The organism is Clavibacter sp. A6099, from assembly GCF_021919125.1.
GTDB lineage: Bacteria > Actinomycetota > Actinomycetes > Actinomycetales > Microbacteriaceae > Clavibacter > Clavibacter seminis.
On the sequence record NZ_CP083439.1, the window covers coordinates 2,613,531 to 2,634,814 of the forward strand.

At 73.4% G+C, this 21,284-nt stretch carries 22 protein-coding genes; 14 read left to right on the plus strand and 8 right to left on the minus strand.

Annotated elements, in window-relative coordinates; all coding sequences use genetic code 11:
* Positions 1-442 precede the first annotated feature (442 nt).
* A complete protein-coding gene (locus KYT88_RS12375; RefSeq protein ID WP_051629179.1) occupies positions 443-883 on the plus strand; it encodes a DoxX family protein in 441 nt (146 codons plus the stop codon).
* Positions 884-905: 22 nt separating this feature from the next.
* Here the strand turns inward: KYT88_RS12375 and KYT88_RS12380 are convergent, their stop codons facing one another.
* Positions 906-2,153 (minus strand): MFS transporter, encoded by a 1,248-nt coding sequence (locus KYT88_RS12380; protein ID WP_043583402.1) that lies wholly within the window; start codon positions 2,151-2,153, stop codon positions 906-908.
* A gap of 94 nt (positions 2,154-2,247) precedes the next feature.
* Between KYT88_RS12380 and KYT88_RS12385 the strand changes: the two genes are divergently transcribed.
* On the plus strand, positions 2,248-2,787 hold the full coding sequence (locus KYT88_RS12385; RefSeq protein WP_043583400.1) for a phosphoribosyltransferase family protein: 540 nt from the start codon (positions 2,248-2,250) through the stop codon (positions 2,785-2,787).
* 26 nt (positions 2,788-2,813) lie between these two features.
* Here KYT88_RS12385 and KYT88_RS12390 read toward each other — a convergent pair whose 3' ends face one another.
* Positions 2,814-3,035, minus strand: coding sequence for a hypothetical protein (locus KYT88_RS12390; RefSeq protein ID WP_043583398.1), 222 nt, complete (start codon positions 3,033-3,035; stop codon positions 2,814-2,816).
* Between the two features lie 183 nt (positions 3,036-3,218).
* On the opposite strand from KYT88_RS12390, the gene treS reads away from it, so the two are divergent.
* Entirely contained in the window at positions 3,219-5,465 is a 2,247-nt protein-coding gene (treS, locus tag KYT88_RS12395; RefSeq protein ID WP_043583397.1) for a maltose alpha-D-glucosyltransferase, read from the plus strand.
* A 40-nt stretch (positions 5,466-5,505) separates the two neighbouring features.
* Here treS and KYT88_RS12400 read toward each other — a convergent pair whose 3' ends face one another.
* Together KYT88_RS12400 and KYT88_RS12405 are read right to left on the minus strand one after the other, a co-directional pair.
* Positions 5,506-6,042 (minus strand): hypothetical protein, encoded by a 537-nt coding sequence (locus tag KYT88_RS12400; RefSeq protein ID WP_043583395.1) that lies wholly within the window; start codon positions 6,040-6,042, stop codon positions 5,506-5,508.
* 1 nt (position 6,043) lies between these two features.
* Entirely contained in the window at positions 6,044-6,586 is a 543-nt protein-coding gene (locus tag KYT88_RS12405; RefSeq protein WP_043583393.1) for a hypothetical protein, read from the minus strand.
* A gap of 237 nt (positions 6,587-6,823) precedes the next feature.
* Here KYT88_RS12405 and KYT88_RS12410 point away from each other — a divergent pair, with 237 nt between their 5' ends.
* The 4 genes from KYT88_RS12410 (at position 6,824) to KYT88_RS12425 (ending at position 11,691) form a co-directional block, all read left to right on the plus strand.
* Positions 6,824-8,551, plus strand: coding sequence for a dolichyl-phosphate-mannose--protein mannosyltransferase (locus KYT88_RS12410; protein ID WP_043583388.1), 1,728 nt, complete (start codon positions 6,824-6,826; stop codon positions 8,549-8,551).
* Complete coding sequence (locus tag KYT88_RS12415; protein ID WP_043583386.1) at positions 8,551-9,555, plus strand: YeiH family protein; 1,005 nt, start codon at positions 8,551-8,553, stop codon at positions 9,553-9,555. Before KYT88_RS12410 ends, KYT88_RS12415 begins: the two co-directional genes overlap by 1 nt.
* Positions 9,556-9,640: 85 nt before the next feature.
* A complete protein-coding gene (locus KYT88_RS12420; RefSeq protein WP_043583384.1) occupies positions 9,641-10,936 on the plus strand; it encodes an O-acetylhomoserine aminocarboxypropyltransferase/cysteine synthase family protein in 1,296 nt (431 codons plus the stop codon).
* Positions 10,937-11,172: 236 nt separating this feature from the next.
* Entirely contained in the window at positions 11,173-11,691 is a 519-nt protein-coding gene (locus KYT88_RS12425; protein ID WP_051629192.1) for a CoA-binding protein, read from the plus strand.
* 18 nt (positions 11,692-11,709) lie between these two features.
* Here the strand turns inward: KYT88_RS12425 and KYT88_RS12430 are convergent, their stop codons facing one another.
* Positions 11,710-12,219 (minus strand): DUF427 domain-containing protein, encoded by a 510-nt coding sequence (locus KYT88_RS12430; protein WP_043583380.1) that lies wholly within the window; start codon positions 12,217-12,219, stop codon positions 11,710-11,712.
* Between the two features lie 186 nt (positions 12,220-12,405).
* Between KYT88_RS12430 and KYT88_RS12435 the strand changes: the two genes are divergently transcribed.
* The 4 genes from KYT88_RS12435 to KYT88_RS12450 all read left to right on the plus strand — a co-directional run bounded on the left by KYT88_RS12435 (position 12,406) and on the right by KYT88_RS12450 (position 15,278).
* Complete coding sequence (locus KYT88_RS12435) at positions 12,406-12,666, plus strand: GlsB/YeaQ/YmgE family stress response membrane protein (protein WP_043583378.1); 261 nt, start codon at positions 12,406-12,408, stop codon at positions 12,664-12,666.
* A gap of 133 nt (positions 12,667-12,799) precedes the next feature.
* A complete protein-coding gene (locus KYT88_RS12440) occupies positions 12,800-13,468 on the plus strand; it encodes a hypothetical protein (protein ID WP_043583376.1) in 669 nt (222 codons plus the stop codon).
* A gap of 9 nt (positions 13,469-13,477) precedes the next feature.
* Entirely contained in the window at positions 13,478-14,845 is a 1,368-nt protein-coding gene (locus KYT88_RS12445; RefSeq protein WP_043583374.1) for an L-serine ammonia-lyase, read from the plus strand.
* Positions 14,846-14,882: 37 nt separating this feature from the next.
* Entirely contained in the window at positions 14,883-15,278 is a 396-nt protein-coding gene (locus tag KYT88_RS12450) for an SdpI family protein (protein WP_043583372.1), read from the plus strand.
* Here KYT88_RS12450 and KYT88_RS12455 read toward each other — a convergent pair.
* The 3 genes from KYT88_RS12455 to KYT88_RS12465 are packed head-to-tail and all read right to left on the minus strand — an operon-like array spanning position 15,275 to position 17,960.
* Positions 15,275-16,381 (minus strand): hypothetical protein, encoded by a 1,107-nt coding sequence (locus tag KYT88_RS12455; RefSeq protein ID WP_043583367.1) that lies wholly within the window; start codon positions 16,379-16,381, stop codon positions 15,275-15,277. The genes KYT88_RS12450 and KYT88_RS12455 overlap by 4 nt on opposite strands.
* Positions 16,378-17,172 carry an IclR family transcriptional regulator gene (locus KYT88_RS12460; RefSeq protein WP_043583365.1) on the minus strand — a complete coding sequence of 265 codons (795 nt, stop codon included), beginning with the start codon at positions 17,170-17,172 and terminating at the stop codon, positions 16,378-16,380. Before KYT88_RS12460 ends, KYT88_RS12455 begins: the two co-directional genes overlap by 4 nt.
* Positions 17,166-17,960 (minus strand): NAD-dependent epimerase/dehydratase family protein, encoded by a 795-nt coding sequence (locus KYT88_RS12465; RefSeq protein ID WP_043583363.1) that lies wholly within the window; start codon positions 17,958-17,960, stop codon positions 17,166-17,168. The genes KYT88_RS12460 and KYT88_RS12465 overlap by 7 nt, the downstream gene beginning before the upstream one ends.
* 110 nt (positions 17,961-18,070) lie before the next feature.
* Here KYT88_RS12465 and KYT88_RS12470 point away from each other — a divergent pair, with 110 nt between their 5' ends.
* The 3 genes from KYT88_RS12470 to KYT88_RS12480 are packed head-to-tail and all read left to right on the plus strand — an operon-like array spanning position 18,071 to position 21,281.
* Positions 18,071-19,420, plus strand: a complete 1,350-nt coding sequence (locus KYT88_RS12470; RefSeq protein ID WP_043583361.1) for an ABC transporter substrate-binding protein — start codon at positions 18,071-18,073, stop codon at positions 19,418-19,420.
* A complete protein-coding gene (locus KYT88_RS12475) occupies positions 19,417-20,379 on the plus strand; it encodes a carbohydrate ABC transporter permease (RefSeq protein ID WP_043583359.1) in 963 nt (320 codons plus the stop codon). The genes KYT88_RS12470 and KYT88_RS12475 overlap by 4 nt, the downstream gene beginning before the upstream one ends.
* Positions 20,376-21,281, plus strand: coding sequence for a carbohydrate ABC transporter permease (locus KYT88_RS12480; RefSeq protein WP_043583357.1), 906 nt, complete (start codon positions 20,376-20,378; stop codon positions 21,279-21,281). The genes KYT88_RS12475 and KYT88_RS12480 overlap by 4 nt, the downstream gene beginning before the upstream one ends.
* Positions 21,282-21,284: the final 3 nt, after the last annotated feature.

The following is a 21,284-nucleotide window of genomic DNA, read 5'->3' on the forward strand; positions in this document are numbered from 1 at the left end:
CCCATGCCGCCGAGGCCAGCACGACCCCGCGGGATCACCCACCCCGCCGCGCAGGGATTTGACTCCCCCGCCCACAGCGTCCTACGGTCGTTGAACGTTCAACGAAATAGCGCGGAGTGTCCGGGGGCATGTCGGGACAGCCGATCGCAGGCGGTCCGGCCGGCTCATGAGCCGCATCCCGGCACGGTCGCGAGCAGCGCGGCCGGTCGTCCGGCGTCCGATCGCGGATGAGCCGGGACCTCGCCGCCCCGCTCGCTGGCGGCGGGCATGGCCGTGGCCCCTCGAGTGCGCCGAGCCCGCGACGCTCCCCCACGAGATCGCCCGATCGGGCTCCGCCGAGATCCGCGCGTCGATCACGGGGGCCGACCCGGCCCCGGCCCCTCGGCCCACACGAACCGATCCGCTTCCACCACCACCATCACCGAACAGAGGAGAACCCCGCATGCGCACGCTGCTCCACCCCGCCCGCACGTCGCCCGCCCTCCAGGACGCCGCCCTGCTCATCGCCCGCGTCGCGATCGGCTTCATCCTCATGGCGCACGGCCTGCAGAAGTTCCTCGACTACACGCTCGACGGCACCGCCGCCTCCTTCACGCAGATGGGCATCCCGATCCCGGCCGCGGCGGCGGTCTTCGCCGCGACGGTCGAGACCGTCGGCGGGGCCGCGCTGATCCTCGGCCTCCTGACGCCCGTAGTCGCGGCCCTCAACGTCCTCAACCTGCTCGGCGCCTTCGTCATCGTGCACGCCGACAAGGGCGTCTTCGTCGACGGCGGCGGCTACGAGCTCGTGCTCGCCCTGATCGCCGGTCTCATCGTCCTGGTGCTGCTCGGCGCCGGCCGCTTCAGCGTCGACGGCCTCCTCGGCCGACGCCGGACCGCCTGAGCGGTCGCACGGGGACGGATCCCTACCGCACGTCCAGGGTCCGCAAGGGCGAGCACACGGCGACCACGGCCGCGGCGAGGAACACGACGACCACGACGAGCAGCGCGGGTCCGCCTCCGACGGTGGACATCAGCGCGCCACCGCCCACGGCACCCGCCGCGGCGAGCGTGCGGTTCGCGCTGCGCATCGTGCCGTTCATGCGGCCGAGGAGCTCGTCCGGCGTGACCGTCTGACGGAGGCTCATCTCGTTCGCGTTCTCGCATCCGGCCGCAGCGCCCTGGACGGCGAACGCCACGAACAGGGTGGCCACCGTCGCGAGCGGCGCCCCGGTACCGGACCCGAACGTCGCGACCGCGATCGCCGCCCAGGCGAACGGGTAGGCGGCACGGGCCGCGATGATCGTCCGGCCGGCGCCGAACCGCGCGCCGAGGCGGGGTGCCGCTGTCGCGCCGACGAGCATCGCGACCCCGCTGACGGCGAGGATCGCTCCGTAGACGGCCGCGGGGAGCGCGAGCGTGCGGAGCGCGAGGATCGCGAACGCCGTGAGGCCGGCGGCGTTCGCGAGGAACCACAGGTGCGTGGACACCGCGAGCGGCGCGAGGGCCGGGTGGCCGTACGTCCATCGCAGCCCGTCGGCGATGTCCCGGCCCAGGCGCGCACCCGCGGGACGTGTCGGGGCATGCTCGACCACGCGCACGCGGGCGATGAGGACGGCGTCGACGAAGTAGCTCACCGCGTCGAGTGCGATCGCGACCGGCGCCGTCACGATGCTGACCAGCACACCGCCGAGCGCTGGGCCCGCCGTCTGGGCGGCGGCCTCGCTCTGGTCCACGCGCGCGTTCGCCGCCAGGAGCAGGGGGCGCGGCACGATCCGGGGCAGCAGGGACTGCGTCGCGGCGAATCCGACGACGGACAGGACGCCGAACACGAACAGCGCCGCCGCCGTCATCCAGAGGTCCAGGACCCCCAGCACCCACAGGACGGGGATCACGCCGAGGCACAGCCCGCGGCCGACGCTCGCCGCGATCAGCAGCGGCTTCCGCGGGAAGCGGTCGACGTACGCCCCGACGATCAGGCCGAGCAGCGCGTACGGGAGGAACTGGGCCGCGTTCACCAGACCGACCTCGAACGGCGTCGCGTGCAGCACCGTCACCACGAGGACCGGGACGGCCACGGCGCTCACCGCAGTCCCGAACGAGGACACCGTCGCGGCGGCCCAGTAGGGACGGAAGCCGGGCACCCGACGCAGCGTGGTCCCGTCGTCGCCCATGCGGCAACGCTGGCAGACCGCGGCACGGCGGGCAAGGGAGCCGGAGACGACGGCCCGGGCCCGGTCGTCGCACGTGCGTCGCTACGGTGACCACATGGTCGATCACGCGAAGCAGGTCCTCGGCCGCCGACACGTCCTCGAGGGCTTCCGCTGGATCGACGGCGACGCGGACACGTGGACGATGCTGCGCGACGCGGATGCGCTGCGGGCGATCGTGAAGGCCCTCGCCGACCTGCTGGCCGACCAGGAGCTGGACGTCATCGTCGGCATCGAGGCGAGGGGCTTCGCCCTCGGACCGGCGGTCGCGTTCGCCCTCGGGATCGGCTTCTCCCCCATCCGCAAGGACGGAGCGGTGTTCCCCGGCGATGTGATCCGCCATCGGAGCGAGCCGGACTACCGCGGCAGGACGCAGGCGCTCGGGTCCCGACGGGACCACTTCGCGCCGGGCCAGAGGGCCGGCCTGGTCGACGACTGGATCGAGACCGGCAGCCAGGCCCTGGCCGTGCAGCGGTTGATCGCGGACGCGGGCGCCGAGCTGGTCGCCGTGGCGGTGATCGTCGATGAGGCCGCTGCCGACGCGCGCGTGGCGCTGCCGCCCATCAGATCGATCGTGACGGCGGCCGACCTCCCCTAGGACCGGCCCGCGCGTGCCGCGGGCGGTCAGAGCCCCCGCCGCGCCATCCACCGGTACAGGAAGAACCCGATGACGCCGAGCACCATGAGAGCGGGCCCGACGATGAGGAAGATCGAGCCCAGCTCCCCGGTCGCACCGCGGTAGGTCGCGATCGCGCCGCCGATCATCGCGGCCCAGGCCGCCACGCGCCGCGGGAAGTCGAAGGGCTTCGGGCGTCCCGGAGGGCGCTCGCGCGCGTCATCGCTCATGTGGCCAGGCTAGCCGCCGGCTCCGGGCGACGGACGCCGTCCGACGTCACCGCGGCGCGCCCGGCCGCCCCGCGACCCCTCACGGCGCCCCCGCATCCTGCGTACGCTCGTGACAGCGGCCCCGCGGGCCGACGCTGCCCGGATCGGGCACGACGCACCACCCCACCACCCCGAGGAGCACCAGTGGACGACGCCATCGAGACGAACGCGATCCCCGAGCCGGAGCCCACGGAGATCACGTACGACGAGGAGCGCTTCCCTGCCCGCCCCGCCCGGCTCCGCGCCCGTCCGCAGCTGCGCGCCAGCGGGATACGCCGCTCGTCGAACGACCCGCGCGCCGCGGACGCGTCGAACCCCTCCTACGTGGAGTGGCTCCGCCGGCAGTCGATGCTCGGCGACGCGGACGTGCTGAGCCGCGGCCTCTCGGGATCCCCCAGCATGTGGTCGAACCCGTACGCCCGGCCGGACGCGCGCCGCGCCATCGACACCGCCTCGGTCTGGTTCACCGCCTACCCGATCTCGCTCATCACGAAGGAGGGCGAGTCGTACCTCGGCGCGCTCGGCGACCCGCAGCTGTGGGAGATCTTCCAGTCGATCGGCATCGAGGCCGTGCACACCGGGCCCGTGAAGCTCGCCGGCGGCATCACCGAGTGGTCGCAGACCGCGAGCGTCGACGGACACTTCGACCGCATCAGCACCCAGATCGACGCCGCGTTCGGCACGGAGGACGAGTTCCGCCGCCTCACCGAGGTCGCCGACCAGCACGGCGGCAGCGTCATCGACGACATCGTGCCCGGCCACACCGGCAAGGGCGCCGACTTCCGCCTCGCGGAGATGGGCTACAAGGACTTCCCCGGGATCTACCACATGGTCGAGATCCCCGAGGAGGACTGGGGCCTTCTGCCCGACGTGCTCCCGGGCCGCGACGCCGTGAACCTCGACGTGGCCGCCGAGCAGGCGCTCGCCGACCAGGGCTACATCATCGGCCGCCTGCAGCGCGTAATCTTCTACGCGCCCGGCGTCAAGGAGACCAACTGGAGCGCCACCGCGCCCGTGCTCGGCGTCGACGGCCGCACGCGCCGCTGGGTCTACCTGCACTACTTCAAGCAGGGCCAGCCCTCCATCAACTGGCTGGACCCCACGTTCGCCGGGATGCGCATGGTCATCGGCGACGCGCTGCACTCGCTCGGCGACCTCGGCGCGAGCGCGCTCCGGCTCGACGCGAACGGCTTCCTCGGCGTGGAGAAGAGCGTCGAGGGCCCGGCGTGGTCCGAGGGCCACCCGCTCTCGGAGGCCGCGAACCACCTCATCGCGAGCATGGTGCGCAAGGTCGGCGGGTTCTCCTTCCAGGAGCTGAACCTCACGATGGAGGACATCCGCGACACCGGACGCGTGGGCGCCGACCTCTCCTACGACTTCATCAACCGGCCCGCGTACCAGCACGCGCTCGCGACCGGCGACACCGAGTTCCTCCGCCTCACGCTCCGCACCTCGCTCGAGGTCGGCGTCGAGCCCGTGACCCTCGTGCACGCGCTCCAGAACCACGACGAGCTCACGTACGAGCTCGTGCACTGGGCGACCGAGCACTGCGCGGACGTGTTCCCGTTCCGCGGCGAGGAGGTGACCGGCGCGGACCTCGCCGTCACGATCCGCGGCGACCTCCTCGAGGAGCTCACGGGCGAGAGCGCCGACTACAACCACGTGTTCACGACGAACGGCATCGCCTGCACCACGGCGTCGGTCATCGCGGCCGCGCAGGGCTTCACGACGCTCGACGCGATCGGGGACGACGACGTCGCGGGGATCCGCGCCGCGCACCTCCTGCTCGCGAAGTTCAACGCGTGGCAGCCGGGCGTCTTCGCGCTCTCCGCGTGGGACCTCCTCGGCGTGCTGCCGCTGCGGGCGTCGCAGGTGGCCGACCTCATCGAGGGCGGCGACACCCGCTGGGTGCACCGAGGCGGGCACGACCTGCTCGACGCGGCGCCCGAGGCGACCGGATCCGGATCCGGCATGCCCCGCGGCCGCTCGCTCTACGGGTCGCTGCCCGCGCAGGTCGACGACCCGCGGTCGTTCGTCTCCGGGCTCCGCAGCGTGCTCGAGGTGCGCGAGCGCTTCGACGTCGCGCTCGGCACGCAGGTCGACGTCCCGGACGTCGGCCACCCCGGCATGCTCGTGATGGTGCACCGGCTCGACAACGGCGACCCGGAGGCCGACGCCCGCCTGCAGCTCACGGTGCTGAACTTCACGGGCGAGGCGATCCTCGCGACCGTCCGCTCCGAGGAGCTCCCCGCCCGCCGCGTCGTCCGCGACGCGACGACGGGCGAGGAGGTCGGCACGGTCGACGACCTGTCCAGCTTCCCCGTGCAGCTCGAGCCCTACGCGGGCCTGTTCCTGCTGCTCGACGAGGAGCAGGAGGCCGAGGAGGCGTAGGCCGGCCGGCCCCAGGGCCGCGCGACCTCCCGCCGGCGGATCAGCACCACGCCTCGAGGGCGACGTCGCGGATCCGCCGGTCGCGGATGTCCGCCCACTCCACGGCGATCCGCGGCGCCGCGATCGGGTGCCGCACGAGGTCGACGACCCGGTTCGTGAGGAGCCGGGGCGTCACGCAGCCGGACGCGAGGATCCCCGTCACGGCGACGTCCGCGCCGCGCGTGCGCTCCAGCCCCGCGTGCGTGCGCACCACCCAGGCGTCCAGCGCGCGGAGGTCGGGCCGGATCGCCCCGACGCGCCCGCCGACCACGACCACCAGGTGCCGCAGCTCCGGCAGGTGATCCGGCACCCTCACCGCACGCAGGCACCGGGCGACGGCGTGCACCCCGCGGATCCCGCCGGCCTGGGCGTCGACGCCCACGACGAGCGCCCGGACGGGACGCGGATCCTCCTCGTCCCGGCCGTCGAAGGCGGCGCGCAGGTCGGCGAGCGCCGGGATGGCGTCGCCCGCGAACGCGAGACGCGGCGTCCGGGGTCGGCTGCCGCCGGCTGACGGGTCGAGGAGCGGCGCGCGCACCTCAGGGCCTCCGCCGGCGACGCGGCGGCACGCGGCGCTCCCCCGCGCCGCGGCCGCCTCGGACGAGCCCCGTCCCCACGGGGCGCCCGCTCAGTCGCACGTCGTGCAGGGCGGGCGATCCCCCGCACGGCACGACGACGAGGTCGCCCACGGCAAGGTCGTCGGGCAGCGGTACCGCGGCCGTCCCCGACGTCGGCGCGGCCGCGACGATCCGCGCGACCGAGCATCCACCGACCGCCCGGCCGAGGACCCGTGCCTCCGCCCAGCGCGCGTCCACGCCGTCGAGATGCCCGTCGACGCACACGACGCGCTCCCCGACGGGTCCCGCGAGGACGGCCGTCACCGCCACGACGACGAGCGCGCCGCAGCCGTCCCCGCCCGCGCGGATCCCCATGGCCTCGGCCGAGTGCACGCACGGGGTCCCGCACACCTCCACGAGCCGCCGCATCGAGACCCCGGCGACCACGACGTCGTCGAGCGCGGCGGGCGCGGTCGCGGCCGGTGCATCCACGCGCGGCGGCGCGACCGCCGCGAGGACGCTCATCGCCGCACCCGCGCACGGCGGTCGCGGACGGGACGGACGGGGACGGGACGGACGGGGACGGGAGGCACGCGGCACGGGAAGGGCATGCGCCCAGTCCATCCACCCGCGACCCCGCTGCGCGAGCGCGCTCACGACACCCCTACGGCTCCCGACCGGAACCTCACGGGGTCTCGACGCGCCCGGGCCGCGCAGCGTCCGCGACCCGGGCACCCGCGCACCTGCATGCGATGATGAGCCGTGCCCGACTCGCCCTACCGCCCCGCCGAGCACGGGGACGACGGCACTCAGGCGGCCGGCACCGTTGCTCCCGTGACCGCGGACACCGCCCTCGAGGCGGACGCGTCGCCGACCCGCGCATCCCAGCGCGCCGGCGAGCGCGCGGTCACCGCACGCGGATCCCGCCTCGACGAGCTCTGGGCGCGCCTCGTCTCCACCCCCACCCGACGCCGCGCCTGGCACTGGGGCGGCCCGATCGCGATCACGCTGCTCGCGGCGATCCTGCGGATCCAGAGCCTCGGCCATCCGGCGACCCTCGTGTTCGACGAGACCTTCTACGTGAAGGACGCGTGGACCCTCCTCCACCTCGGCTACGAGGGGTCGTGGCCCGACGATCCGAACCCTGACTTCATCGCCGGGCAGACCGACGGCTACCTGCAGGCGCCGGCGTTCGTCGCGCATCCGCCGCTCGGCAAGTGGATCATCGCGCTCGGCCTCGCGGTCTTCGGCGCGGCGGATCCCGTCGGCTGGCGCATCGCGACGGCCGTCGTCGGCACGCTCGCCGTGATCCTGCTCATGCTCATCGCCCGCCGGCTCACGGGCTCCGCGGTCGTCGCGACGATGGCCGGGTTCCTCTTCGCGATCGACGGCCACGCCATCGTGATGAGCCGCATCGCGCTGCTCGACACCCACGTCATGTTCTTCGGCCTGCTGGGCTTCGGCGCGATCCTCCTCGACCGCACCTGGCACGAGCGCCGGTTCGAGCGGCTGCTCGCCCTCCGCCGCGACGCCCGCCCGAGCGACGCGCGACCGCTGGAGTTCGGCCCGGTCATCCTCTGGCGCCCGTGGCTCATCGCGGCGGGCCTCGCGTTCGGCGCGACCTCCTCCGTGAAGTGGTCGGGCATCTTCTTCCTGGCGGGCTTCGGCCTCTACGTGGTGCTCACCGACATGCTGCTGCGCCGACGCCACGGGCTCGCCGCGTGGTTCACGGCGGGCGCCGCGGTCCAGGGTCCCGTCTCCTTCCTCCTCCTCGTCCCACCTGCGATCGCCGCGTTCCTCGCCTCGTACGCGGGCTGGTTCGCGACCTCGAACGGGTACTTCCGGAACTGGGCGGCCGAGGGCGCGAACGCCTGGCAGGGCGGGCTCGCGTGGGTGCCCCTGTCGATCCAGAGCCTGTGGCACTACCTCGCGCAGCAGTACGCGTTCAACGTGGGACTCGACGTCACGCACCCGTACCGCGCGGATCCGCGCCTCTGGCTCCTGCTCTACCGGCCGACGCAGTTCTACTACGAGGGCTACGGCTACGGCGAGGCGGGCTGCACGATCGACGCGTGCTCGACGTCCATCACCTCGATCGCGAACCCGATCATCTGGTGGCTCTCGGTGGCCGCGATGCTCTACCTCGTCTACCGGCTCGCCGCCCGCCGCGAGTGGCGCGTGGGCCTCGTGCTCATGGGGATGGTCGTCGGCTACCTGCCGTGGCTGCTCTACGTGAACCGCACGGTCTTCCAGTTCTACTCGATCGCCTTCGAGCCGTACCTCATCCTCTGCCTCGCGATGGTGCTGGGGATGATCCTCGGCGACCGCCGCGATCCCCGGCCGAGGCGCACGCGCGGGATCGTGATCGTCGGCGTGATCCTCGTGGTCTGCGCCCTCGTCAGCGCGTTCTTCTACCCGCTGTGGACCGGGCAGCTCGTGCCCACCTGGTTCTGGCGGCTGCACGCGTGGATCCCCTCGGGCTGGATCTGATGCCCGCCACCGCCACCCGCATCCACCCCGCGCTCCCCGGCCTCGGCGCCGCGGCGGCGGCCGCGCTCGTCGCGTGGGCCGTGCACGCGCTCGTCCCGGCGATCCCGCTGCTCACGGTCGCGGTGGCGCTCGGCATCGTCGCCGCGCAGATCCCCGCCGCGCGTCCCGCGCTCACCGGCCCGTTGAAGCCCGGCCTCACGCTCGCGTCCAAGCGGCTGATGCGGATCGGCGTCGTGCTCCTCGGCCTGCAGCTCGGCCTCTCCGACATCGTCGGCCTCGGCTGGCGCGCGGTGCTGCTCGTGGTCGCGGTCGTGATCCTCTCGTTCGCGGGCACCTACGCGATCGCCCGCGCGCTGCGCATGCCGGGCCAGCAGCCGCTCCTCCTCGCCACCGGGTTCTCGATCTGCGGCGCGAGCGCGATCGGCGCGATGGCCGGCGTCACGCGCGCGAAGCCCGCCGACCAGGGCGCGCCCGTCGCGCTCGTCACGCTCTGCGGCACCCTCGCGATCGCCGTGCTGCCACCGCTCGCGAGCCCGCTCGGCCTCGACGACGTCGCGTTCGGCCACTGGGTGGGCGCGGGCGTGCACGACGTGGGGCAGGTCGTCGCGACCGCGCAGATCGCGGGATCCGCGGCCCTCACCATCGCGATCGCCGTGAAGCTCACGCGCGTGCTGCTGCTCGCGCCCGTGGTCGCCGTCGCGGGCGTCGTGATGCGCCGCCGCGAGGGCCGGGTCGAGGGCGCCGCGCGTCCGCCGATCGTGCCGCTGTTCGTGCTCGGCTTCCTCGCGGCCGTGCTCATCCGCACCTTCGTGCCGCTGCCCGACGGCGTCCTCGACGCCGCCCAGCTCGTGCAGACCGCGCTCCTGGCGATCGCGCTCGTGGCGCTCGGATCCGCGGTGCGCCTCCGCGAGCTCGTCGGCCAGGGTGGATCCGCGCTCGCCGCCGGCCTCCTCTCCTGGGCCCTCATCGCGGGCCTCGCGCTCGCGGCCGTGCGCCTGTCCTGATCCGCCGGCCGCGTCGGCGGCCCGCATGTCGCCGCATTACGGCGCGGCCGGGGAACCGTCGGGAGCGCGGGCTAGCGTCGTCCCCATGGTCGATCGCGAGTACGGGTTCAAGACGAGGGCGATCCACGCGGGCAACATCCCCGACGCCACCACGGGTGCGCGCGCCCTCCCCATCTACCAGTCGAGCGCGTTCGTCTTCGACGACACCGCAGACGCCGCGGCGCGCTTCGCGCTGCAGAAGTACGGGAACGTCTACTCGCGCCTGTCGAACCCTACGGTCGCCGCGTTCGAGGAGCGCGTCGCGAGCCTCGAGGGCGGCCTCGGCGCGGTCGCGACGTCGAGCGGGCTGAGCGCGCAGTACATCACCTTCGCCTCGCTCGCGGGCGCCGGCGACCACATCGTCGCGTCCGCGAACCTCTACGGCGGATCCATCACCCAGCTCGACGTGACCCTCCGCCGCTTCGGTGTCGAGACCACCTTCGTGCAGTCGAGCGACCCGGCCGACTACGCCGCCGCGATCACCGACCGCACCAAGCTCGTCTTCGCGGAGACCGTCGCGAACCCGTCGGGCGAGATCGCCGACATCGAGGGGCTCGCCGCCGTCGCGCACGCGGCCGGCGTCCCGCTCGTCATCGACTCCACCATCGCCACGCCCTACCTCAACCGCCCCATCGAGTGGGGCGCCGACATCGTCATCCACTCGGCCACCAAGTTCCTCGGCGGGCACGGCACGACGCTCGGCGGCGTGGTCGTCGAGTCCGGCCTCTTCGACTGGGAGAGCGCGCGCTTCCCGCTCCTCGACCAGCCCGTGCCGAGCTACGGCGGCCTCAACTGGACCGGCAACTTCGGCGAGTACGCGTTCCTCACGCGGCTCCGCGCCGAGCAGCTCCGCGACATCGGGCCCGTGCTCGCGCCGCACTCCGCGTTCCTCCTCGCGCAGGGCGTCGAGACCCTCCCGTACCGGATGCAGGCGCACATCGACAATGCGCGGGCCGTCGCCGAGTGGCTGGATGCGGATCCGCGCATCACCGCCGTCAACTGGGCCGGCCTCCCCGCGCACCCGCACCACGAGCGGGCGCGCAAGTACCTGCCGACGGGACCCGGATCCGTGTTCACGTTCGAGGTCGCGGGCGGCCGCGCGGTGGGCCAGCGCTTCATCGAGTCGGTGGAGCTCGCGAGCCACCTCGCGAACATCGGCGACGCGAAGACGCTCGTCATCCACCCGGCGTCCACGACCCACGCGCAGCTGAGCGAGGCGCAGCTGGTGGACGCGGGCGTGCTGCCCGGGATCGTCCGCATCAGCGTCGGCATCGAGGACGTCGCCGACATCATCCACGACCTGGACCAGGCGCTGGCCGCCGCCACGGAGGGAGCGAAGTGAGCTTCGACACCGGCGGAGTGCCGCCCGAGCGCACCGGATCCGCGCCCCACCCGGCCGCCGACGCGGCCGACCTCGATCCGCTCGACCCGGCCGAGGAGGCCGCCGACCGCGCGGCGGGCGACGCCGCCGAGGCGGACGCATCCACTCCCGTCGAGCCCGTCGCCACAGCGCCAGCCGGAGGGGGCGACGCCGACGGCACCCAGACCACGCAGCTCCAGAACGGCCTCACCTGCGCGATCCCCCGCTCCAGCCCGCTCGCCGCGCTCCTCCGCTCCGAGCGCACGTGGACCGGCCCGAGCGCGAAGGAGCGCCAGGCGATCCTCCGCCGCGCGAAGTCCGTCGCCATCGTCGGCGCCTCGCCGAACCCGGCCCGCTCCAGCTACTTCGTCGGCACGTACCTCCAGCAGTCGAGCGACTACCGCGTGTACTTCGTGAACCCGAACGCCACCGAGATCCTCGGCCAGGAGGCGTATCCCGACCTCGCGTCGCTGCCCGAGGTGCCCGACATCGTCGACGTGTTCCGGAAGGCGAGCGACATCCCGTCCGTCGTGGACGACGTGGTCGCGATCGGCGCGCCCGTCATCTGGGTGCAGCTCGGCATCTGGAACCAGGAGGCAGCCGTGGACGCCGAGGCCCGCGGGCTCACGGTCGTCATGGATCGCTGCATCAAGGTCGAGCACGCGCGCTTCCACGGCGGTCTGCACCTGCTCGGCTTCGACACCGGCGTGATCAGCTCGCGGAAGGCCGCGGTGTAGCGGAGACGCCCGCCCGCATCACCAGCCGAGCGTGCCCGGCGCGCCCTTGAACGGGCCGACCACGCGCGGCGTGATCCAGCCGCCGTAGAAGTCGCCCTCCTGCGCCTCCACCGTGACGCCGTCGACCGTGATGCGGTCCATCCGAGACGGGTACACGGCGACCTTGTCGGCGAGCACCTCGAAGCCGCGCGTGGGCGACGGGTACCACCAGGCGGCGCGGTCGGCCGTGACGCCGCCCGCCGTGAGCGAGAGGTACGACGCCTCCCCCTTGTACTCGCACCACGACCGACCGGCGGCGGAGGAGAGCACGCCCGCGGCGAAGTCGGCGGAGGGGAGGTAGTAGACCGGCGGGTGGCTCGTCTCGAGCACGCGCACCGCGGATCGGCTGTCGGCGACGACGCGTCCGCCGAGCTCGATCACGATGCGCTCGGACGACGGATCCACGCGCGGCGGACGCGGGTAGTCCCACACCGACTCCTGGCCCTCGCCGGGGATCTCGCGGGGACGTCGGGCGGGTGGGATGCGCATGCGCCGACGGTACCGCGGGCTCCTGAGCGCCCCGGATGCCCCGGCCGGACGGGGTCTCGCGCCCCCGTCCGGTAAAGACGTATCCACTAAACGTTTTTGCACGAATGGTCCTCAGGGTGCTTGACTAGGGCACGTCCACCCGCATTCGGGTGTCACACAGCACGAAATCTTCGAGGAGTAACGCACATGGGCATCATCGGTTTTCTGGTTCTGGGTCTGATCGCCGGAGCGCTCGCCAAGCTGATCCTCCCGGGCAAGCAGGGTGGCGGAATCATCGTCACGCTGATCCTGGGCGTCGTCGGGGCCTTCCTCGGCGGCTTCATCGGCAGCGCGCTCTTCAACAAGCCGGTCGACGGCTTCGACCTCGGCTCGCTCGCGCTCGCCATCGTCGGCGCGATCATCGTCCTGCTGGTCTACGGCGCGATCGTGGGCCGCAAGAAGGCCTAGTCCTTCCTGCTCCGCGGAGCCCCCGCCGCCTGATCCGGACCGGATCGGCAGCGGGGGCTCTCGTCATACCGGAGGTCATGTCGGACTCCTGATCCGGGCGGGTCGCGCCGTGGGCCGTGCCTACGATGACCGCATGCCCGACGCCGTCGCCCCGCCCTCCTCCTCGCCCTCCCGCTCCCGCACGGCCGCCGTCCTCGTCGCCGTCGCGCTCCCGCCGCTGGCCCTCGCCGCCGCGGGCCTGTCGCACCCGAGCTCGCTGACCGACGACACCGCGATGCACTGGCGCGACCTGCACATCGCGCTCCTCCCCGTCTTCCCGCTGCTCGCCATCGCGCCGATCCTCGTCACGCGCCGCCACGACCGCCGCCTCGGGATCCTCGCGGTCGTCCTCGGCTTCGCGTACGCCGTCTGCTACCAGGCCCTCGACATCCTCGCGGGCATCGCGGCCGGCGCCCTCAAGCTCGAGGGCGGGCAGGGCGTGACCACCATGTACGCGCTCGCGGACGGGATCGTCATCACGGGCGTCTGGTCGTACGTCGCCGTGACGGTGCTCGCGAGCGCGCTGGTCCTCCGGCACGCGGGGCTGCGGGCGCTGCCGGGCGCGGTCATCGCCGTGGTCGCGGCCGTCTCGTTCGTCGACAGCCACATCTTCTTCCCGCGCGGCGTGATCACCATGCTCGGCCTCGCCGTCGGCTGGACCTGGCTGGCGCTCGCCTCGCGCGGGCCCGCCCGTAGGTCGTCCGGCGCATCCGCCGGTCCCGCGAGCGCCCCCGCGACCGGCTCCGCGGAGGCGGCGGCATAGTCTGACGGGATGACAGCGTACGTCTCGGCACTCGACCTCTTCTCCATCGGGATCGGGCCGTCGAGCTCGCACACCGTCGGACCCATGCGCGCGGCCCTGCTCTTCGCCGAGGAGTGCCGGGCGTCGCCCCGGTTCACGGAGATGGCGCGCGTCACCGTGCGGCTCTTCGGATCGCTCGGGGCGACCGGCCTCGGGCACGGCACGCCCGACGCGGTCGTCGCGGGGCTCGCGGGCCTCGCGCCGGAGACGTGCGACCCCGACGAGGTGCGCGGCCGCTGGTCCGGGCTCGGCGAGGGCGTCGACGTGCCGCTCGCGGGGATCCACCCGGTGCGCATGGTCGGCCGCGACCTGACGTTCGAGCCGTTCACGCGCCTCCCCCGCCACCCCAACGCCATGCACCTCGCGGCGCTCGACGCCGACGGCTGCACGGTGCTCGAGAGCACGTGGTTCTCGGTCGGCGGCGGCTTCGTGCTGCGCGAGGACCAGGCGCCGTCGGCCGTGCTGCCCACCGGACTGCCGCACTCGTTCTCCAACGCCGACGAGCTGATCGCGCTGGCCGAGACCACCGGGCGCTCCATCGCCGACGTCGCGCGCGACACCGAGGAGTCGATCCACGGATCCCGCCGCGCGGTCGCCGGCCTCGACGCGATCTGGGACGCCATGGCCGCGTGCGTGACCGCGGGCCTCGGCGGCCAGGGCACGCTGCCGGGCGGGCTCAACGTGCGACGCCGGGCGGCGCGCGTCGCGTCGCAGCTCGCGACCATCGACGCCGAGAGCGCGCGCGACACCTCGCACGAGTGGCTGCACGCGTTCGCGCTCGCGGTCAACGAGGAGAACGCGTCCGGTGGGCGCGTGGTCACGGCGCCCACGAACGGCGCGGCCGGCATCATCCCCGCGGTCGGCTCCTACTACCTGCGCTTCGTGCCGGGCGCCGACCGCGACGGGATCCGCGACTTCCTGCTCACCGCCACCGCGATCGGCTCGCTCGTGAAGGCAAACGCCAGCATCTCGGGCGCGGAGGCCGGCTGCCAGGGCGAGGTCGGCACGGCGTGCGCGATGGCGGCCGGCGCGCTGTGCGCGGTCCTCGGCGGATCCCCGCGGCAGGTCGAGAACGCCGCCGAGATCGCGATGGAGCACCACCTCGGCCTCACGTGCGACCCCGTGGGCGGGCTCGTGCAGATCCCGTGCATCGAGCGCAACGCCATCGCCGCGTCGACCGCCGTGAACGCCGCCCGCATGGCGCTGCACGGCGACGGCACGCACCTCGTCTCGCTCGACACCGTGATCGAGACCATGCGCCAGACGGGCCTCGACATGTCCACCAAGTACAAGGAGACGTCCACCGGGGGCCTCGCGGTCAACGTCATCGAGTGCTGAGCGCCCCGGCGGCGGCCGGCCGTGTCAGGCTGGGTGCATGGGTGTCCCCGCGCTGCTGCTCGCCGTCGCGGCGCTGCTGGTCCTCGGCACCACGCAGCTCGCGGCCTGGGGCCTCCTCAAGCGCAACGGCTGGATCGGGATCCGCACGCGCCCCCTCATGGCGAGCGACGAGGCCTGGCGGGCCGGGCACGTGGCCGCCCTGCCCGCGCTCCGCAGCACGTGCCTGCCCGTCGCGATCGGCGGCGTCATCGGCGGGATCGCGGCCGGTGCCGGGATGAACAGCGTCGCGAGCTGGGGCGGGCTGCTGCTGGTCGGCGGGATCGTCTGGAGCACGTTCCGCGCGGGGCAGGCGGCCAAGCGGGTCGCCCGCCGGCAGGAGGCCGAGCGGCAGGACGCCGAGCGGTACGGGCCGCCGCGGACCCGGCGCGACTAGCGCGGCGCTGCCGCCGCACGCAGCGCGTCGCCCACGGCCGCCAGGCGCTCTCGGCCGATGAGGCCGAGGTGGTACACGTACGTGTCGTCGAGCCCGCGCACCGCGTCGGGCCAGCCGGCACGGATGCTCGCGGGGCTCGCCGGCGGCAGCGCCCAGAGGTAGCCGCCGATGGGGGTGCCGGGCAGCCGCTCGCGGAGCCCGCGCATGGCCTCGGGGTCGTGGGCCACGGCGTCGAGCACCACGACGCCGTCCACCTCGTCGAGGTCGTCGAGGAGCGCGGCGAACGGACCGGTGGCCCAGGGATCCGCCTGGGCGTGCACCACGACGCGCTGCACGCCGGCCGCGCGCGCCACCCCGACGCACGCGTCGAGGAGCTGCCGCCTGGCCCGGCCGCGCACACGGAGGACGGCGTCGAGGCCGTCGAGCCCCGCGGATGCGTCGACGCGGGCGCGCACCTCGGCACGGAGCGCGTCCGGATCCTCGCCCTCCTCCGCCAGCAGCGCGACGCACACCGTGCAGAAGCAGATCGAGAGCAGCGCCTCCTGGGCGGCCGACCAGTCGGCGCCCGCGGTCTTCTCGTGGTGGCCGAGGTGGCCGAGCCCCATGGGGCCGCACGCCTCGAGCATCACGCCGTCGAGGTCCACCGCCGCGGCCGTCTCGGCGACGAGGGCGGCCGCGTACTCCCGCACCTCGGGCCGCGCGGGGCAGAGCCCGTAGGCGTACGCCTCGCCGAACGCGTTGACGACGCAGCTGTCCGGGTGGCGCGTGCCGACCGACGTCGAGTGCGTGAGCACGATCCACGCCTCCACGCGCAGGCCCGCCGCGCGCGCGACCGCGGCGGCGCGCGCGAACGCGTCCGGGCCGACCCAGTGAGTGTCGTCGTCGGGCCGGAGCTCGCCCCACGCCCCGTCGCGCACGGGCAGGTAGAGCGCGGCGGAGCGCGCGTCGACGATGCGGTGCCGCGGATGCAGCGGCGTCGCGGCCCGCACGGAGTGGTAGGCCGCGGCGATGGCCACTCCGTCGGCGCCCGCCGCCCGCACCCGCGCCACGGCGTCCGGGTCGTCGATCAGGTCCCACGGGTAGGCGCAGAAGGAGACGCTCACCGCACGCCCGCCGACCGCAGCGTCTGGGCGAGCCGATCCGCGTGCGCGCCGATGATGCGGGCCACGCGCTCCGCCTCCTTCGGCGTCGCGCGGTCGATCGGCATGGAGCAGCTGATGGCGTCGGTCGCGGGGATCCGGTAGCCCACGCTCACCGCCACGCAGCTGACGCCGGCCAGGTTCTCCTCGCGCTCGTGCGCGTAGCCGCGCTCGTGCGCCACATCGAGCTGCGCGTCGAGCGCCGCGGGGTCGGTCACGGTCTGGGGCGTGAGGGCGGCGAGCGGGCCGGATCCGAGCGCCTCGCGCCGCTCCTCGGCGCTGAGCTCCGCGAGCAGGGCCTTGCCGAGCGAGGTCGCGTGCGCGGGCAGCTGGCGGCCGACCCGCGAGGTCGCCCGCCGGGACTCGGTCGTCTCGCGCGTGGCCAGGTAGAGCACCCGGTCGCCCTCGCGGCGCGCGTAGTGCGCGGTGTACCCGGTCTCGTCGCGGATCCGCTCGAGCGCGGCGAGCGCGTGCGGCAGGGCCCTGTCGCGGTCGAGGTAGGCGGTGCCGACGACGAGCGCGCGGGATCCGATGGAGACGTGCGTGCCGTCCTGCAGCATCTCGATCCAGCCGCTCGCCGCCATCGTGTGCAGCAGCTGGTGCAGGCTCGAGCGCGGGTAGCCGGACGCGCGGTGGAGCTCCACCACGGAGACGGGCTCGGATGACGCGGCGAGCCGCTCCAGCAGTGCGAGCGTGCGCTCCGCCGACTTGACCGGCCGGGCGCCGCGCTCGGCGGCCTGCTCCTCGGTCACCATGCGTCTCCCAGTGCGTGCTCCGGGGCGGCCCACTCGCCGCCGATGAGGCCGTTCCCGTCGGCGTCGTCCACGTCGTCGATGCCGCCCGCGAAGGCCTCCGCGTCGTCCTCAGGGTAGTAGCCGATCCGCTCGCCGGCGTCGGGCCGGAACCACGCGCGGGTGTTGCGCGAGACGCCCCAGACGACGTGGTGGCCGGGCTCCTCGAGCGCGGCGACGGCCTCGATGAGCCGCGCGAGGTCGGGGAAGGAGAGCCAGGTGGAGAGCGAGCGGCGACCGTTCGGCCGGTCGAGGAGCGTGCCGATGCGCGCGCTCACGACGCTCATCGCGTGGCGGTCGGCGTACACGGATCCGAGCGCCTCCATGGCCGCCTTCGTCACGCCGTAGAGGCTGTCCGGCCGGGGCGGCAGGTGGTCCATGGGCTCCGCGGGCGCGGGGTGGAAGCCGACGGCGTGCGTGGAGCTCGCCAGGAGCACGCGGCGGACGCCCTCCTCGCGCGCGGAGTCGAGCACGGTCCGCGTGCCGTCGACGTTCGCCGCGAGGACGTCCTCCCACGGCCGCTCCCGGCTGATGCCCCCGAGGTGCACCACGACGTCCGCGTCGCGCACGGCCTCGCGCATCGCGGCGACGTCGCGCACCGAGGCGATGGTGACGCGCTCCCCGTCGACCGGATCCGGATCCACCAGGTCGAGGAGCACGAGCTCGTGGCCCGCCGCCCGCAGCAGGGGTCGGACGCCCCGCCCGGCCATGCCGGCCGCTCCCGTGATCACGATGCGCGTCGAGGTCGTCATGCCTTCTCCCCAGGGTCGGGCCGCGGCGATTGACATCGCCGTCGAGTCCACCTACGTTAGCACCGCATTCACACTGACGTAATGCATTCATGCATGTAAATGGAGATTCGATGATGAAGACTCGACTCGGGCGGAGGGCGATCGCCCTGGCGTCCGTCGCCGCGCTCGCGGGGACCCTGAGCGCCTGCTCCGCGTCGGACGACGGGGGCGGCTCGTCCGCGGACGACCGCTCCCTCGAGGTGTGGACGCGCAGCACGCCGGACGACGCCGCGTCGTACCAGTTCGTGTTCGACGCCTTCACCGCGAAGACCGGCATCAAGATCGACTACAAGCCCATCCCCGAGTTCGACACGCAGCTGCAGGCGCGCGCCCAGCAGAGGAGCCTCCCGGATGTGATGGTCACCGACGCGGGCAACCTCGGCGCCTACGAGTCGCAGGGGTTCCTCCGCCCCGTCGACCGCGACGCCGTCGCCGGCGGCGACCAGATCTCCGACGCCACGTGGAAGAGCACGCTCGGCACCGACGGCGACCACTACGGCATCCCGTGGTCGCGCCAGGCGAACATCACCTTCATCCGCAAGGACTGGCTGGCCGCCGTCGGGATGCAGGTGCCGAAGACGTGGGACGAGCTCACCGCGGTCGCGAAGGCGTTCGCCGAGGACGACCCCGACGGCGACGGGAAGGCCGACACCTACGGCATGGTCGTTCCGGGCAGCGCCGAGAACGGCTACATCGCGCGTTGGGCCGCGTCGTACATCTGGCAGGCCGGCGGCGACATCCTCAAGGACGGGGGCGACGGCACCTACACCGCCGACTTCGACACCCCGGGCACCGCGACGGCCGTGAAGTGGATCCGCGACCAGTTCTGCACGCCGGGCGTGGTCGTCCCCGGCTCCGTCAACCTCACCACCGCCAACACGCCGTTCTTCGCGCAGGGCACGGCCGGCATCTACCAGACGGGTCCCTACAACCTCAGCTCGTTCGACGCGGCGGTCGGCAAGGACAACGTGGAGGTGATCCCGACCCCGGCCGGCCCGGGCGGCGGCACGGACTCGTTCGCGGAGGGGGAGAACATCTACTTCGGCGCCTCATCGAAGAAGCAGGACCTGCAGGAGCAGCTGGCGGAGTTCATAATCACGCCCGAGGCGCAGGAGCTCGCCATGCAGGTGAAGACGAACGACCAGGGCGTGCTCGCGCAGCCCGTGGTGCGGATCCCCGTCACCACCTCGGTCGACATCGGCCAGGTCAAGGCCGACCCGCGCTGGGACACCGCGAAGGAGGTCTACGACGAGCACGGCAGGTCGTTCCCGTGGGCGATCGACTTCACGCCGTACCGCCAGATCGTCGCGGACGGCCTGAACGGCGTCATCGCGGACTGCTCGAGCGACATCCCCGGGGCGCTGTCCGACATCCAGTCCCAGCTCTCCGACGAGCTCGACGAGCAGGGGGTGCAGGGATGAGCATCGGCGCCCCCGCCCCTCTCCTCGTGGAGACCGAGCGCCGCGCGCCCGCGGGACGCAGCCCCGTGCAGCCGAAGGGCCGCCTGCCGTTCCGGACGCGCTCCCTCATCCCGTGGGCCTTCCTCGTGCCCGGCCTCGTGCTCGGCGCGCTGTTCAAGTTCATCCCCATGCTCGAGGGCTTCCGGATGAGCTTCGTGAAGGTCCAGCCGTTCCTCGGCGACGAGTTCCTCGGGCTCGACAACTACGCGCACGTGCTGCGCGACCGGCGCTTCACGGAGGCGCTCGGGCACACCGTGCTGCTCGGCATCGGGCAGACCGTCGGCGCGCTGATCATCGGCCTGGCGCTCGCGCTGCTGCTCGAGGGCACGTCGCGTCGGCTGTGGTTCGTGCGCACGGCCGTGTTCCTGCCCGTCGTGACGGCGGTGGCGGTCATCGGCGAGATCTGGCGGATCCTCTACTTCCCGACCGAGACCGGGTTCCTCAACTCGCTGCTCGGGATGGTGGGGATCCCGCCGCAGGGCTTCATCAGCGACCAGTCGACGGCCCTCGGGTACGTGATGCTCGTCGGCGTCTGGACGGGCGCGCCCTACAACATGGTCATCATCCTCGCGGGCCTGACGGGCATCGACCGCACGCTCTACGAGGCCGCGGCGGTCGACGGCGTGACCATGCGCCAGCGCTTCCGGTACATCGTGATGCCCGCCCTCCGCCCCGCCGTCAGCGTCGTGCTGACGCTCGCCGCGATCCGCAGCCTCCGCACCTTCACCGAGGTGTACGTGCTCACGGGCGGCGGACCCGCGGGATCCACCGAGGTCTGGATGACCCGGGTGTTCTCGCTCGGCTTCAAGGCCAACGACCTGGGCGTGGCGTCGGCGGCCTCCGTGCTGCTCCTGCTCGCGACCCTGGGCCTCACCCTGGGCGTCCGCGCCCTGTCATCCCGCAAGGAGAAGGCCAGATGAGCATCCTCGAGCGCCCGACGGGCGCATCCCGCCGCGGCAACGACGGCCAGTTCGACAGCGCGCTCGGCTGGAAGCCCGGCCTCCGCCCGTCGAACGTGATCCGCTTCGCGCTCTGCGCCGTCGCCTTCGTGGTGTTCGCAGCGCCCTTCGTGATCATCGTGTCCGGCGCGTTCGACGCCTTCACGTCGTCGACGAGCATCCACCTGCTCCCGCAGAAGCTGTCGCTGGAGTCCTTCCGCGTCGCGTTCGACTCGGGCGTGCTCGGCTACCTCCGCAACTCGCTCGTGATCGCGGGCGGCGGGCTCGTGCTGCAGGTGAGCGTCGCGATCCTCACGTCGTACGCGCTCGCCCGGCACCGGTTCCGCGGGCAGTCGTTCGTGCTGCTGCTGTTCCTGCTCACGATGATGCTGCCCGAGGAGGTCATCGCGATCCCGCTGTCGCAGGTCATCGGCGACGTCGGCGGCACGGGGCTCGACCTCCGCGGCACGCCGTTCGGCGTGATCCTGCCGGTGGCGGTGTGGGGCTTCTCGATCCTCGTGATGACGGAGTTCATGAAGGACATCCCGCTCGAGATCGAGGAGGCCGCGCGCCTCGACGGCTGCGGCGAGCTGCGCATGCTGTGGACCGTGATCCTGCCGCTGTGCAAGCCGGTGCTGGGCGTCGTCACCATCTTCGGCTTCATGATGATCTGGGACCAGTACCTGCTCCCCCTCATCGCCGCGAACGACCCGAGCGACTACACGCTCACGGTCGCGCTCAGCGTCCTCCGGACCGACCCCACGGTCGGCTCGGGCGTCCTGCTCGCCGGGGCGCTGCTCGCGCTCCTGCCGAGCCTCGTCATCTACCTGCTCATGCAGCGGTCGCTCATCCGGGGGATCACCTCGGGCGCGACGAAGGGATAGCAC